Consider the following 14,694-nt stretch of genomic DNA (forward strand, 5'->3'; position numbering starts at 1 on the left):
AGGGAGCATTGTCATGGCTGAATTTACTTTACCGGCTAACTCAATCGTCAAGAGTGGCAAAACCTGGGCTGCCCCTGCCGGTGCGACCCGCGTGAAAAATTTCCGGGTTTACCGTTACGACCCGGATAGCGGCGAAAATCCGCGTTGGGATACCTACGAAATCGACCTCGACCAATGCGGGCCGATGGTGTTGGATGCCTTGCTGAAAATCAAGAACGAGATTGACCCGACCTTGACTTTCCGCCGCTCGTGCCGTGAAGGAATTTGCGGTTCGTGCTCGATGAATATCGACGGCACCAACACACTGGCGTGTATCAAAGCGATTGACGCTTGCGAGGGCGATGTGCAAATCAGCCCTTTGCCACACATGGAAGTGGTGAAGGATTTGATCCCCGATTTGACGCATTTCTACGCGCAATATGCCTCGATCAAGCCGTGGATGCAGACCCAAACGCCTGCGCCCCCGGATCGCGAACGCCTGCAATCGCCGGAAGACCGCAAGAAACTGGACAATCACTACGAGTGCATTTTATGCGCGTGCTGTTCAACGTCTTGCCCCAGCTACTGGTGGAACAGTGACCGTTATTTGGGGCCTGCGGTATTGCTGCAAGCCAATCGTTGGGTGGTGGATAGCCGTGATGAAGCCACGGGCGAACGTCTGGACAATTTGGAAGACCCGTTCAAACTTTACCGTTGCCACACCATTATGAACTGCACGAATACGTGTCCGAAGGGGTTGAACCCGGCGAAATCCATTGCAGAACTCAAGAAAAAGATGATCGAACGGCGTTAAGCCGTTGTAGGGGCGAAAGATTTTTCGCCCCTATTCTCACCCTAACAGGACACGGCACCATGAGTGAACTTTCCCGCTTGAAAATGCGTTGTCGGCGCGGTTTGAAAGAACTGGATGTCATTTTCCAGCACTATTTAGAACGCCATTACCCCACTGCCAGCCCAATTGAGCAGCAACGCTTGGACGAATTGCTGGCAATGCAAGACCCACTCATCTGGGACATGCTGCTAGACACGATTCCCTTTCCTAACGAATACAACGACCTGATTGCCAAACTGCGTGTCGTCAATGACTGAACAGCAACAAGCTGAACGCTTGGTACGGCTACGCTGGGCATGTCGGCGCACGTTGCAGGCATTGGATCGCCCGTTGGGAAATTTCTTGCAGGATTGCTTTCAAACGCTCGACATGGGTGAGCAATTTGCATTCGAGCGTTTATTAAAATCGAAGGATCAAGAAATTCTCGATTGGCTAATTGGTAATCGCCAGCCCCGCGATACCGGCATGTGCGCTATTATTGAAAAAGTGCGCCAGCACCATGACAACAACGCCGGAGGATAACCCATGACGGAATTACACGAGCTTTCCCCTACCGCTGCTCACGCCTTATTGCAAACCAGCCCGCACAGCATTTTGGTTGATATTCGTTCTGCGATGGAATATTTGTTTGTCGGTCATCCCGTCGGGTCAGTACACATTGCGTGGATTGACGAACCCGACTGGGAAGTTAATCCACATTTTGCCAACGAAATTGAGCAATTGTTGGCAAGCCGTTTTAAAGAAATACCCCCCAAAACAGCGCAGGTCATTTTAATTTGCCGCAGCGGTAAACGCTCGCGTGAAGCCGCTAATGCCTTGCTGGATGCGGGTTTTCAACACGTCATGCACATCAACGAAGGGTTTGAAGGTGAACGGGATGAACAGCAGCATCGGAGCACATTGGGCGGCTGGCGTTTTCACGGCTTGCCGTGGGAACAGTGCTAAAGTCAGCAAATCTCTACCGTTCATGCTATTTTCATGCAAAGAATAACGCGGTTGTAATCCACGGTATTGCATACTATAAAAAGTGTGTCTAGTGACGTCATTCAAACATTTTCCGAGACAAGGAGTTTCACCTGCATGAAAACGAAATCATTAATCGTGCTACTGTTAGCCGGTATCTGGGGAGTAGGTAGCTGGTGGTGGTACACCTGCAAAGTGAAAGGCTTCTGCGGCACTGAAACCACCGCTGCGCAAGTGGCCGTAGGTGCGGCAGCAACCGGCGTTGCGGCATTGCCAAACGATGACACTACCGACACCGATAGCGACGGTATTCCCGATGCAAAAGAAAAAACCCTAGGATTGGATTCTAACAAAGAAGACAGTGACGGTGACGGCATTTCTGACTTCATCGAGTTAGCGCGCGACCCACAAGACACCGATGGCGACGGCAAAATTGACGCACTAGACGATGACGACGACGGTGACGGCGTGTTGACAGCGGCTGAAAAGGCCGATCCGAACGGCGACGGCAATGTTGATGATGCAACCGACACCAACAACAACCAACTGGCGGATTATCTTGACCCTGCGGCTAACGGCAGTGACGTTATCCAAGCAGCCGATGCGGGCAAAACTGACGCGAATAAAGTTGACACTGATAAAGCCGCTGCTGAAGCACAAGCCAAAGCCGATGCGGATAAAGCCGCTGCTGAAGCACAAGCCAAAGCCGATGCGGATAAAACCGCTGCTGAAGCACAAGCCAAAGCCGATGCGGATAAAGCCGCTGCTGAAGCACAAGCCAAAGCCGAAACGGACAAAGCTGACGCTGATAAAGTTACCATGGAAACCACTAGCACCACTCAAAATGGTGACATTAGTCCTGCTGTCCTCACCTTCCCTACAGGCTCCGCAAACCCACAATTAGCCACCAGCACCAAAGAATATTTTGAGAAAGTGGCACAATTCCTCAAGGACAATAGCAGCGCAAAAGTGACTATCGTCGGTCACACTGACAACAAAGGTGATCCTGCTAAGAACAAAGCCCTCGGCTTGAAACGTGCCGAAATGCTCCAAAAAACCTTGATTGACCTTGGTGCCCCTAAAGACCGCGTATCAGCCGCTTCTGAAGGCGCCGACAAACCGATTGCTGACAACAATACGGAAGACGGTCGCAAGAAAAACCGCCGTGTTGAAATCACCCCAGTAAAATAAACGATTGGAGTTGTTACCATGTTTAAAGACATTACAAGCCGTTATGACATGACCAGCGCCAGTCTGGAAGTCATCCTCATGCTCGCAGGTGCATTCTTGTTGGGTTTCCTGTTCTGTTATTTTCGCAACCGCTCAGGTCATGAGGAGTAATTCATGAAGCAAACAACTGCCGACTACACCTTCGGTGTTGCCAGTCTGGAAATCGTTTTATTGCTGCTAGGCGCCTTTTTGCTGGGGATGCTGCTGTGCTGGCTATTGCGTAAATTGGGTATTTGCTGCGCCAGTCAGCCGCTTAAAACCAGAGAATTTTCCTTAGGTCATACCAGCACCACACCGGAAGGTCAGCGTACTCCACGCGAATTTCCCAGCAAAGATCTGAAAGCTGGCGGCTACACAGCGGATATTAATAGCCTATTGCGTAACCCTGAACCCCCGGTACCGAACGTGCCCCTTCGTCACGAGGTGATTGATGCGGGCAGCACCACCAGCATGGGTGATATTGCGCCTGGTCTCACTAGCATAGCCTTGGGTCATAAAGATGATCTTAAAAAACTGGAAGGTATTGGCCCCAAACTGGAGCAAGTGCTCAACGCAGCGGGCGTCCGTAACTTCGCGCAACTCGCCTCCATGACGCCGGAAGAACTCAAGCCGATACTGGAAGAAGCAGGCAGTCAGTTTAAAATGCATGACCCTAAAAGCTGGCCTTACCAAGCAGAATTGGCTAATAAGGGCGAGTGGGAACGCCTCAAGGAATACCAAAACCTGCTAATCGGCGGACAAATCTAAATGCCCCCCCACAAAAACCGGCAAATTGCCGGTTTTTGTTAGCAGGATGCTAATTTGGTCGCCATTTCTCATGCATTGAATAAGGAATGCCAATCATGAATAACACGCCTCCCCCTTATACATTTGGCATGGCAACAGGGGAAGTCATCGCGCTACTGCTACTGAGCTTTGTCGTTGGCATCTTACTTTGCCGCTTCTTGCGTCAAATGGGCGTTTGCTGCCACATCAAGAAAAAAATCGTTCCACTTGGCATCACCCCCGTACCAACCGGCAAATATCACACCCGTGATTTCGACATTCACACGCCAAATTTACGCGCGAAGCCTGTCATGCCAGCGCCTGAACTTGAAGTACCCCAATTTTCGCGCCCGCAAGCTGTGATAGATGTCTACGTCCCTAAAGTACCCCTTGTGACTTTACCGATGACTGACGATTTGCCGACGCATGACGAATTACCCCTGCTGCCAGAAATTGACCCGCTGCTGGCTGCAATCGACCCACACAAACCCATCATTGATTTAGAAACACCAGAACCAGATAACACACTGGAGGCAACCACCATGCACAATGAACCGATACCAACCGAATCATGGAAACTTGACCCACTGTTAGCCAATCTTGACCCGCACAAACCGATTATTGATCCACCAGATGAATTAACAACCATGAAAACTGATCCATTACTCGCTGCCATCGACCCCCACAAACCCATTATTGATGCACCGGATACGCCAGAAGCAACCGACAACCAAACCAGCAAAGACACCACGCTAAACGTGTTGAACGATTGGCTGCACAAAGCCAAAGACAGTGTGGAACAACTTACCGAAAGAGCCACACCCACTGCCAACGAATGGCTGCACAAAGCCAAAGACAGCGTGGAACACCTCAAAGAAAAAGCCGCGCCCCTCAGCAACGAATGGCTGCACAAAGCCAAAGAAATCGGTAACGATCTCAGTTCAAAAGGAAGCACCTTCGGCTCGGAAACGTTGGTGAAAGGCAGTTCAACATTCGCTACGCTGGCAGCCAGCGCCAAAGAACTCACCGATAAACTTGCCAGCAATTTGTCCCTAAAGCATGACGACTTGCAAAAATTGGCAGGAATTGGCCCCACGTTTGCTTCTATCTTACACCGTGCGGGCATCCACACTTACCAGCAATTAGCAGAAACTTCGCACCAAAAACTGCAAGCCCTGTTAATCGTAGAAGACGAACAATTCAGCCAACACGACACGTCAAGTTGGCCAAAGCAAGCAGCGCTCGCTGCAAAAGGGGACTGGGAAGAATTAAAAGCATACCAAGACAGCTTATGAACTGAACGCACTGCGCAGGTACAGCACCATCGACCAGACGGTCAGTACCGTCGCAATAAATAATGCGACTAAACCGATTTCGCGCAGGGGCAACACTCCAAACAAATCGTGGTTATACAACAAGCAAATCAGCGCAATGATTTGCGCGGTGGTTTTCAGCTTGCCCATGAAAGCCACCGCTACTTTGGAACGATTGCCGGATTCCGCCATCCACTCGCGCAACGCCGAAATCACCAGTTCGCGCCCGATAATGATCACGGTTGCCAGCGTGATCCAAATATTCACTTCGCGTTCCACCAGTAAAATCAGTGCGACTGCCACGATCAACTTGTCAGCAACCGGGTCGAGAAACGCACCGAAACGCGATTCTTGTTGCCATAAACGCGCCAAATAGCCATCTGCCCAATCGGTCAAACCGGCAATCGCGAACAAGAGAGCCGCCGCTAAGGGTGCCCATGGCTTGTCCAGATAAAACAGGAATACTAACAGCGGAATAAACGCAATCCGCAGCCATGTCAGCAACACCGGCAGGTTGAATACCATATCAACTCTCTTCTCCGTTAAAGAAATCGTAAATTTTACGCGCCAATGCCGGGCTAATCCCCGATACTTTTGCCAACTCTTCTGTACTGGCGCGTTCAATCGCTTTCAAGCCACCAAATTGTTGCAGCAATACTTGCCGCCGCTTTGCACCCAAACCGGCAATTTGCTCCAATGGCGATTGGGTACGCGCTTTTTGCCGCCGTGCCCGATGCCCGGTAATCGCGAAACGGTGGGCTTCATCGCGAATTTGTTGAATCAAGTGCAAGGCCGCCGAATGCTCAGGCAATGCCAAACGCTCGCTGCCTTGCTCAATAATCAAAGTTTCCAACCCCGGTTTGCGCCCCTCGCCTTTCGCCACGCCGACAACATCCACGCCCGTCACGTTTAATTCGCGCAACACCGCCAAAGCTTGCGATACCTGACCTTTGCCGCCATCAATAAACAGAATATCAGGCCGTTTACCGGCTTGCTCAACCGCGCGACGAAACCGACGCGTCAGTGCTTGATGCATTGCCGCGTAATCATCACCGGGTTGAATACCGTCAATATTATACCGCCGATATTCCGCTTTGAGTGGCCCATTCAGATCAAACACCACACAAGACGCGACCGTGGCTTCGCCCATCGTGTGGCTAATATCGAAACATTCCATGCGGGCGGGCAATTCACTCATGCCTAGCGCTTCCTTGAGGGCGAAAAGGCGTTGTTGCATTCCAGCTTTGGAAAGTATTTGCATTTGCAGGGCTTGTTCAGCGTTGCGTTGCGCTAATTCCACCCATTTACTGCGTTCGCCGCGTTGCGGTTGGCGAATCAATACTTTGCGTCCTTGCTTTAGGGTGAGCATATCGGCTAAAACATCAGCGTCATCAGGCAATTCTGACACCAGAATTTCACCCGGTACGTCATGACCCAAATAATACTGTGCCAAAAATGAGCTGAGAATTTCTGCACTGGCAGCCTCGCCGTCGGGCAATTTGGGGAAAAAGTTGCGGTTGCCGAGATTGTTACCATTGCGTACCGTGAATACCTGCACGCTGGCAACGCCTGACCCCAAGCAAATCGACACCACATCCACATTCCCGTTGCCGCCGCTGACGTATTGTTGCTGGGAAATATGCCGCAAACTTTCGATCAAATCGCGGTGTTCAGCGGCTTTCTCGAAATTCAGTACCTGCGCGGCGCTTTCCATTTTCTGCACCAGCTCGTCAATCACTTCTTGGGTGCGCCCTTGCAGGAATTGCACCGCGTGACGAATGCTTTGGTCGTAGTCGTGCTTGTCAATCATACCAACACAAGGCCCGCTGCAACGCTTGATTTGGTATTCCAAACACGGGCGCGAACGGTTGGCGAAATAACTGTCTTCACACTGCCGCGCTTTGAACAATTTTTTCATTAAATGCATGGTTTGACGCACCGCCCCTACGCTGGGGTAAGGGCCAAAATATTGCCCAGGCTGCTTGCGCGAACCGCGATAAAATTCAATGCGCGGGTAGGCGCCTGCCGTGATGTGGATGTAAGGGTAGCCTTTGCCGTCCTTCAGCAAAATATTGTAGCGCGGCGAATGCTGTTTAATCAGGTTGCTTTCCAACAACAGCGCTTCGGCTTCGGTGTTGGTGATGGCGATTTCCACGTTACAAATTTGCTTGACCATCGCAAAAATACGCGAATTGGTCAGTGTGCCGCGAAAGTAACTGGAGAGGCGATTTTTTAGGTCTTTGGCTTTGCCGACGTAAAGCACCGTGCCATCTTTGCCCAGCATCCGGTACACGCCCGGCTTGTGCGGGGCGGTCTTGAGAAAGTCTTGCGGATCAAAATTCGGGGGGTTGGTTTGCATAGTGGCTATTTTGCCACAGCACGCCGGAAGTTGCTGTTGAAGTTAATCAAGCTGTATAAAAATTGCGGGATTACAGGCGCAAAGCCGACTATAGTTACCAGTATTCTGCCTTACTTTTATCGTAAACGGGGAAATCAAGATGAGCACCGAAAAATACATTATTCTGCGTAGCCGGGAAGTCTTTTCACCCACACGTGGCGGCATGGGGATGCGCAGCGCGAGCACCGGGGTCGCCACCATGAAAATGGAAGAAGCCGACCTGACCAAACGCGAACGCAACGATTTACGCCGTGATCCGCGCACCCGTGCGATTGCCCTGCCCATGCCACTGAAACTCATCGCCCCGGTCAAACGCCAAATGGCCGACACAGTAACACCGCCCCCCGCAGACCCCACAATCACATGGGGTGTCAAAGCAGTACGCGCCCACGAATCGCGTTTTGATGGCACGGGCGTGACCGTCGCGGTGTTGGATAGCGGCATCGACCCTCATCACCCCGCGTTTGCAGGCGTGAACTTGCTCCAGCAAAACTTTACCAAGGAAGACCCCAACGATCTTGATGGTCACGGCACGCATTGTGCTGGGACGATTTTCGGGCAGGATGTGAATGGCACGCGCATCGGTATCGCACGTCATATCGAACGCGCCCTCATTGGCAAAGTGTTGGGCGAAGGCGGTGGCACTTCCGCCACGCTTGCCAAAGCGATTCAATGGGCATTGCACGAAGGCGCACACGTCATGTCGATGTCGGTCGGGATCGACTTTCCCGGTTACGTCGATTGGCTGGTCAAAACCGAAGGAATGCACGTAAACCCAGCCACGTCAATGGCATTGGAAGAATACCGGGCTAACGTTAATCTTTTCACCGAACTCGCCAGCTTTGTGCAGGCATACGGCAGCTTTGGGCAAGGTGCGATTATTGTTGCCGCCTCCGGTAACGAAAGTATGCGCCCCAAGTATGAAATTTCAGTCGCGCCACCCGCCGCAGGCACCGGCATTATTGCCGTCGGCGCTCTCGGTGAATCAGACAAGGGCTTTGTTATTGCTGAATTTTCAAACAATCAGGCCGATATTGCGGCTCCCGGTGTTGAAATTCTCTCCGCTGAAGCCGGTAGCACCAAACTCACCAGCATGGATGGCACCAGCATGGCGACCCCGCACGCCGCAGGTATCGCGGTACTCTGGGCGCAACGCCAACTGGAAATGACCGGGCGCGTCGAAAACCCAAGCCTAATGGCACAATTAGTCGCCAGTGGCACTTACGCATCACTTGCCCCCAAGAGTGAAGAAGACGACGTAGGCACGGGCATTGTGCAAGCCCCGCTGAACTAAGCCCATTTGCACCCGTGCGCGGCGCGTTTTACCATCGAAGTTTTCGTCAATAAGCTGTCACCATGCCTGATATTGATCTCAAAGCCGTCGAAAACAAACTGGTCGCCGCCCGCACCAAACTGATTTTGGATAAACCGTTTCTGGGTGCATTAGTGCTGCGCCTGCCGTTACAGGTTGCCAACCCCGCATGGTGTCCCACCACCGGCACGGATGCGCGTAAGTTTTATTACAACCCCGAATACGTGCAGGAATTGCGCACCGACGAAGCGCAATTTGTGTTGGCACACGAAGCCCTGCACTGCGCCCTGTCACATTTCGCCCGCCGCGCCCACCGCGTCAAACACCGCTGGGATTTGGCGTGCGATTATGCCATCAACCCCATTCTGATTGCCGACGGGCTGAAACCGCCACCCGGCATGATCATGATGCGCGAATACGTCGGCATGAGCGCCGAGGAGATTTACCCGCTCCTCGACGACAACGACATGACCGAAACGATGGATCAGCACCTTTACGACAAGGAAACCAACCCGTCGGAAGGCAGCAGCGACACAAGCGAAAACCCGCTGGATAACCGCGACAAACAAGACAACCCGACCAACGCGGACGACACCCCCGAAGAATCCGACACGGACACCGAACCCGACACCGACACCCCGTCGCAACAGCCTGATCAACAAGACGCGGGCGAATCCGGCGAAGCCGAATCCCAACCACAAGATGCCAGCGAAGGTGACGGCAACACCCAACAACAATCCCCCGACGAACCCAGTGAAGACGGAGAACCACCTCCCCCGCCGTTAAACCAACAAGAAGCCGAAGATCTCAGCGTGCAATGGCAACAACGCCTTGCCGGAGCCGCCCAACAAGCGCAACAAGCTGGAAAACTCAGCGGTGTCATGAAACGCTTGGTGGAAGAATTGCTGCAACCGCGCTTGCCTTGGCGCACCTTGCTGGCACACTACATGACGGCGGTGGCACGCGACGACTACAGCTACGCCCGCCCCTCCTCGCGCCGGGGCGATCCTGCAATTTTCCCGACACTCAAAAGCTACCAAATCAATGCGGTGGTCGCGCTGGACGTGAGTGGCTCGGTGAATGACAAGGAATTGCAGGACTGTTTATCGGAAATCAACGCCATCAAAGGGCAAGTTCGCGCTGCCGTCACGTTACTGGCGTGTGATTCCGAAGTGGTGGAAGGTTTTCCGCGCCGTTTTGAACCGTGGGAGGAAGCGACCTTGCCGCAAGCCATGCCCGGTGGCGGCTCGACCGATTTCCGCCCGGTGTTTGAATGGGTGCAAACCCAAGATCGACAACCGGATATTTTGGTGTATTTCACCGATGCGCAGGGGTATTTCCCCAAAGTGCAACCCAATTATCCGGTGATTTGGTTGGTGAAAGGCAAGTCGCCCGTGCCGTGGGGGACGCGGGTACAGTTGAATTAAGCAGCACACGCCAATAATGCTGCACCAAACGCCGCTTCATCATGCGTGGAAGGCAGCAGCGGCACGCCGATCAGCCTTGCCCGCATTTGCATCCATGCCGGATTGCGACTGCCACCACCAACCGTGCGCAAGTTTTTCGGGTAAGGCGCACCCAACTCATGCAAACGTTGCCAACCTGCGTGTTCAATCCGGCTCATGCCTTCAAGCATCGCTTGCAGAAACTGCACATCATCCGCCGGACGCGGGGTTAAGCGGGGCTGCCATTGTGGATCAGCATGAGGGAAGCGTTCCCCCGCTTTTGTCAGTGGGTAATAGTCCAATCCTGTGGGGATTTCGGGTCTGAGTAGCGGGGTCAAACGCTGCAAATCATCGCGGGAAAAATGCTGCAACAATACCGCTCCACCGCTGTTAGATGCCCCACCTGCCAACCACTTATCGCCTAAACGATGGCTGTAAATGCCAAATTCGGGTGCAAAGATAGGCTTGTCGCTGATGATTTTCAGGGCAATCGTGCTACCCAGCGACGTTACCGCATCGCCTAATTCACTTGCCCCCGTCGCGATAAACGCGGCGATGCTGTCCGTGGTTCCGGCGTGAATAATGCCCCCCCCTACCCTCTGTCCCGGCACATACACCGTTGGCAACAAATGTTCTGGCACTAAACTTTTCACCCATGCAGGCCATTCGCGCTTTACCGGATCATAGCCCAGCTTCAAACAATTGTTTTCATCACTGAAACCGAATTGTCCCGCCAACTTACCCGCAATCCAATCCGCTTGGTGCAAGGCATAAGCGTGCGGTTTATCAGGGTAATGTTCCAGCAACCACAACAGTTTAGCGAGGCTGCTGGTTGCGCCATGCGCCCCACTCGCACGCGGCGCAACGGCGGCAATCCGGCGCGATTGTTCCAATGCCCGTGCATCGTTATACATCAACGCAGGCGTAGTCGGATTGCCGTCAGCATCCGCCAACAAAATCGTGCCAGACGTACCATCCACCGCAATCCCTTGCAGATTAGCGCGGATAGTTTCAGGAATTTCAGCCATGACTTGCTGCACAGCATCCCACCACAATGCCGGTGATTGCTCCGCATCAGCAGGATAAATCACCCGCGCCTCCGCTCGCACCGCCTGATTGCCATCAATAGCGATCAAGCGACAACCGGATGTGCCTAAATCAAGACCGGCGTAAAAACAACTGTTGAGCGGTACTGCGGGCAATTTCAAGCTCCTCATTGGTCGGGATCACCAAAAGTTTGAGGGTAGCAGTTTCCTGCTGAAATGCCAGAATGCCCGCCGTGTGCGCCGCATTTTTAGCAAGGTCGGGGTGTACGCCGAATACCTGCAAATTGGCACACACTTGCGCCCGAATGCGTGCCGAATGCTCGCCAATCCCGCCGGTGAAAATCACCGCATCGACCTGCCCCAACACCGCACTGTACGCGCCGATGTATTTTTTCACCCGATACGCAAACATCGCCTCAGCCAATTGCGCATCGGTGTCGCCGGTATCCGCCAGCGCCTGCACTTCGCGCATATCACCTACGCCACACAAGCCTTTCAAACCGCTTTTCTTATTGAACAGGCTTTCCACCGCATCCGGCGACAAACCCGTTTCGCGTTGCAAGTAAAAATGCAAGGCAGGGTCAATATCGCCGCAGCGTGTCCCCATCACCAAGCCTTCCATCGGGGTCATGCCCATTGAGGTATCGACGCTTTTACCCTTAGCAATCGCCGTCGCACTGCAACCATTCCCCAAATGCAAGGTGATCAGGTTGAGGTCAGCCAAATCGCGTTGCAAATACGCTGCCGCTTGTTGCGCCACGTAATGGTGCGACGTGCCATGAAAGCCATAACGCCGCACCTTGTGTTCCCGATACAGCTCAACTGGCACCGCATAACGGAACGCCACCGGCGGCATGGTTTGGTGAAACGCGGTATCAAATACCGCCACCTGCGGCACGCTTGGAAACAAGCGTTGCGCCACTTCAATCCCCGCTAAATTCGCCGGATTGTGCAGCGGTGCTAACGGAATCATGGCGCGGATAGCCTCCACCACCGCCGCATCAATTAGCGCAGGCTGCTTAAAGTGTTCGCCACCGTGCACCACGCGATGACCAATCGCGTCAATCTCAGTAATGCCTGCTGCCTGCAAATGCAGCATAATCCGCGCCAGCGCTTCTTGATGCGAGGCCATTTCAGCGCCTGCCTCACCAATACGATCCAGCAAACCGCCGACCAGCACCTGCTGGTTTTCCATGTCAAACACTTGGTATTTAAGTGACGAACTGCCCGCATTCAGCACCAATATTATTTTCATGCAGCACTCTCCTGTTGCGCCTGAATCGCGGTAATCACCACCGTATTCACAATATCCGTCACCGTACAGCCACGGCTAAGGTCGTTCACGGGCTTGTTCAAACCTTGTAAGACTGGGCCAATCGCGACCGCATTCGCGGAACGTTGCACCGCTTTGTAGGTGTTATTGCCGGTATTCAGATCGGGGAAAATAAACACAGTCGCTTTGCCCGCCACGTCGCTATTCGGCATTTTGGAACTGCCCACTTCAGCATCCACTGCCGCGTCGTATTGCATCGGGCCATCGAGTTTCAGCTCAGGGCGACGCGCATGAGCAAGCTGCACCGCCGTGCGCACCATTTCCACATCATCACCTTTGCCGGATTCGCCCGACGAATACGACAGCAACGCCGTGCGTGGCTCAATCCCAAACATCCGCGCCGTGTCAGCAGACGTTACCGCAATATCGGCGAGCTGTTCAGCATTCGGATTGGGGTTGACTGCGCAATCGCCATACACCAGTACCCGATCTTCCAAGCACATGAAAAACACGCTGGAAACCAAGGAACAACCCGGTTTGGTTTTAATGATTTCAAATGCAGGACGAATCGTGTGCTGGGTGGTATGCGCCGCACCGGACACCATCCCATCGGCATAGCCCAACTGCACCATCATTGTGCCGAAATAACTCACATCCGCCATCGTATCCCACGCAAATTCCGGGGCGAGACACTTGTGTTTGCGTAACTCGAAATACGCATCGGCAAACTCGCGGCGCAACGGCGATTGACGCGGATCAATAATCGCCACATCACGCAATTTCAGCCCCAAATGCGCGGCTTTGGCACGTACTTCAGCTTCAACCCCCAGCAAACTCACTGTCACCACATCACGTAAGGACAGGATTTCCGCCGCTCGCAACACGCGCTCGTCGTTACTTTCTGGCAACACAATGTGCTTGCGCTGCGTTTTGGCACGCTGGATCAGTTCGTATTCAAACATTAGCGGGGTCATGCGTTGCCCCACATTCTCAATAATCAATTGGCGCAACTGGTGCATATCCACGCACGATTCCATCAAGCCTAGCGCCACCGCGATCTTGCGCTCGTCAGAAGGTAGAATGCTGCCCTCCACTTCGTTCACTTTGAGTGCCGTCTCGAAAGTATCCAGCGGTGAAGACAAAATCGGCAAACGCAACGCGTCCATGCCCTCCAGCAGCTTGCTGACTTGTGGCGCGGGTTGTTGCCCGCCCGTCAACACCAGCCCCGCAATCATCGGGTAATTGCTGGAGGCATCCGCCGCCAGACTGCCAAGAATAATGTCAGAACGGTCGCCGGGGGTAATAATCAGCGTGCAATTTTCCAGATGTCCAAGGAAATCTTGCACCTGCATCGCCGCCACTTTGTAGCGCGACACTTCGTGGTTCAGCGAATCTGGCGTACCGTAGAGGCAATCGAAATGCAGCGCACGCGCAATTTCACCCACGGTCGGGCGTTCCAACGAGCTTTTTTCAGGCAGGATGTAAAACGGGAAACGCGACCCTTGCAATAATGCAGACAGCTCGTTGACTTCAGTAGGCGGTACACGGTTGGCAAAAGCAGCCAGCAATTCACAATGCAATCCTGTAGCCAAGTGCTCTTCCAGCATTCGCACTGCATCAGCAATTTCACTGGCAGTGCGCCCTTGGCCTTTGACAATCGGCATGAACAAGCAGCCAAAGTGATTGGCGAGACTGGCGTTGAAATCCAGCTCCAGCGCCGTGCTTGCACCGCTGAAATCCGTTCCGGCGCACACCACAATGTCCATTTTTTCTTGTACGGCGCGGTATTTGGCGAGGATCAGTTTGAGGAGTTCATCGTGATTGCCTTCCGCCACCATTTTGCGGGCAACGTCTTCGGTACAGCCGTAGAGTTCGCTGCCGACCATATCCAGCCCGTAACGCTTGGAAATCAGGTGAATCAGCGGGTCATTGCCGTTATTTTCGGGAATGACCGGGCGAAAAAAACCCACTTTAGGTGTCATGGCACGGAGCATTTCCATCATCCCCAAAACGATGATAGATTTGCCGCTATGGGGTTCTGCCCCGGCGATGTAGATGCTGTGAAACACGCTGTACCCCTTGGAATTCCGCTAATTTTGTGCATTGCAACAATCATC

General features: G+C 53.2%; 14 protein-coding genes. 9 read left to right on the plus strand and 5 right to left on the minus strand.

Going from position 1 to position 14,694, the window contains the following annotated elements; genetic code table 11:
• Window positions 1-13: 13 nt before the first annotated feature.
• The 7 genes from L3K52_13215 (at window position 14) to L3K52_13245 (ending at window position 5,085) form a co-directional block, all read left to right on the plus strand.
• On the plus strand, window positions 14-793 hold the full coding sequence (locus L3K52_13215; GenBank protein ID UOG91157.1) for a succinate dehydrogenase iron-sulfur subunit: 780 nt from the start codon (window positions 14-16) through the stop codon (window positions 791-793).
• 59 nt (window positions 794-852) lie between these two features.
• A complete protein-coding gene (locus L3K52_13220) occupies window positions 853-1,089 on the plus strand; it encodes a succinate dehydrogenase assembly factor 2 (protein UOG91158.1) in 237 nt (78 codons plus the stop codon).
• Window positions 1,082-1,354 (plus strand): succinate dehydrogenase assembly factor 2, encoded by a 273-nt coding sequence (locus L3K52_13225; GenBank protein UOG91159.1) that lies wholly within the window; start codon window positions 1,082-1,084, stop codon window positions 1,352-1,354. The genes L3K52_13220 and L3K52_13225 overlap by 8 nt, the downstream gene beginning before the upstream one ends.
• Before the next feature lie 3 nt (window positions 1,355-1,357).
• A complete protein-coding gene (locus L3K52_13230) occupies window positions 1,358-1,777 on the plus strand; it encodes a rhodanese-like domain-containing protein (protein UOG91160.1) in 420 nt (139 codons plus the stop codon).
• 135 nt (window positions 1,778-1,912) lie between these two features.
• Window positions 1,913-2,986, plus strand: coding sequence for an OmpA family protein (locus tag L3K52_13235; GenBank protein ID UOG91161.1), 1,074 nt, complete (start codon window positions 1,913-1,915; stop codon window positions 2,984-2,986).
• Window positions 2,987-3,139: 153 nt separating this feature from the next.
• Window positions 3,140-3,772 (plus strand): hypothetical protein, encoded by a 633-nt coding sequence (locus L3K52_13240; GenBank protein UOG91162.1) that lies wholly within the window; start codon window positions 3,140-3,142, stop codon window positions 3,770-3,772.
• 95 nt (window positions 3,773-3,867) lie between these two features.
• A complete protein-coding gene (locus L3K52_13245; GenBank protein UOG91163.1) occupies window positions 3,868-5,085 on the plus strand; it encodes a hypothetical protein in 1,218 nt (405 codons plus the stop codon).
• Here L3K52_13245 and pgsA read toward each other — a convergent pair.
• Both pgsA and uvrC read right to left on the minus strand, forming a co-directional pair.
• Window positions 5,080-5,628, minus strand: a complete 549-nt coding sequence (gene pgsA / locus L3K52_13250) for a CDP-diacylglycerol--glycerol-3-phosphate 3-phosphatidyltransferase (protein ID UOG91164.1) — start codon at window positions 5,626-5,628, stop codon at window positions 5,080-5,082. The genes L3K52_13245 and pgsA overlap by 6 nt on opposite strands.
• A gap of 1 nt (window position 5,629) precedes the next feature.
• The gene (gene uvrC, locus L3K52_13255; GenBank protein ID UOG91165.1) at window positions 5,630-7,462 is read right to left on the minus strand and encodes an excinuclease ABC subunit UvrC; all 1,833 of its coding nucleotides are present in this window, start codon (window positions 7,460-7,462) and stop codon (window positions 5,630-5,632) included.
• Between the two features lie 139 nt (window positions 7,463-7,601).
• Between uvrC and L3K52_13260 the strand changes: the two genes are divergently transcribed.
• Together L3K52_13260 and L3K52_13265 are read left to right on the plus strand one after the other, a co-directional pair.
• Window positions 7,602-8,795 carry a S8 family serine peptidase gene (locus tag L3K52_13260; GenBank protein UOG91166.1) on the plus strand — a complete coding sequence of 398 codons (1,194 nt, stop codon included), beginning with the start codon at window positions 7,602-7,604 and terminating at the stop codon, window positions 8,793-8,795.
• Window positions 8,796-8,857: 62 nt separating this feature from the next.
• Complete coding sequence (locus tag L3K52_13265) at window positions 8,858-10,240, plus strand: VWA-like domain-containing protein (protein UOG91167.1); 1,383 nt, start codon at window positions 8,858-8,860, stop codon at window positions 10,238-10,240.
• Here L3K52_13265 and L3K52_13270 read toward each other — a convergent pair.
• Genes L3K52_13270 through pta form a run of 3 tightly spaced genes read right to left on the minus strand, consistent with a single transcriptional unit; the run spans window position 10,237 to window position 14,646 of the window.
• Entirely contained in the window at window positions 10,237-11,475 is a 1,239-nt protein-coding gene (locus L3K52_13270; protein UOG91168.1) for an FGGY-family carbohydrate kinase, read from the minus strand. The two genes, L3K52_13265 and L3K52_13270, sit on opposite strands and share 4 nt — an antisense overlap.
• Window positions 11,417-12,559 (minus strand): acetate kinase, encoded by a 1,143-nt coding sequence (locus L3K52_13275; GenBank protein ID UOG91169.1) that lies wholly within the window; start codon window positions 12,557-12,559, stop codon window positions 11,417-11,419. Before L3K52_13275 ends, L3K52_13270 begins: the two co-directional genes overlap by 59 nt.
• A complete protein-coding gene (gene pta, locus L3K52_13280) occupies window positions 12,556-14,646 on the minus strand; it encodes a phosphate acetyltransferase (protein UOG91170.1) in 2,091 nt (696 codons plus the stop codon). The genes L3K52_13275 and pta overlap by 4 nt, the downstream gene beginning before the upstream one ends.
• Window positions 14,647-14,694 lie beyond the last annotated feature (48 nt).

Origin of the sequence: Candidatus Thiothrix sulfatifontis (assembly GCA_022828425.1) — a bacterium.
GTDB classification, from domain to species: Bacteria; Pseudomonadota; Gammaproteobacteria; order Thiotrichales; family Thiotrichaceae; genus Thiothrix; species Thiothrix sulfatifontis.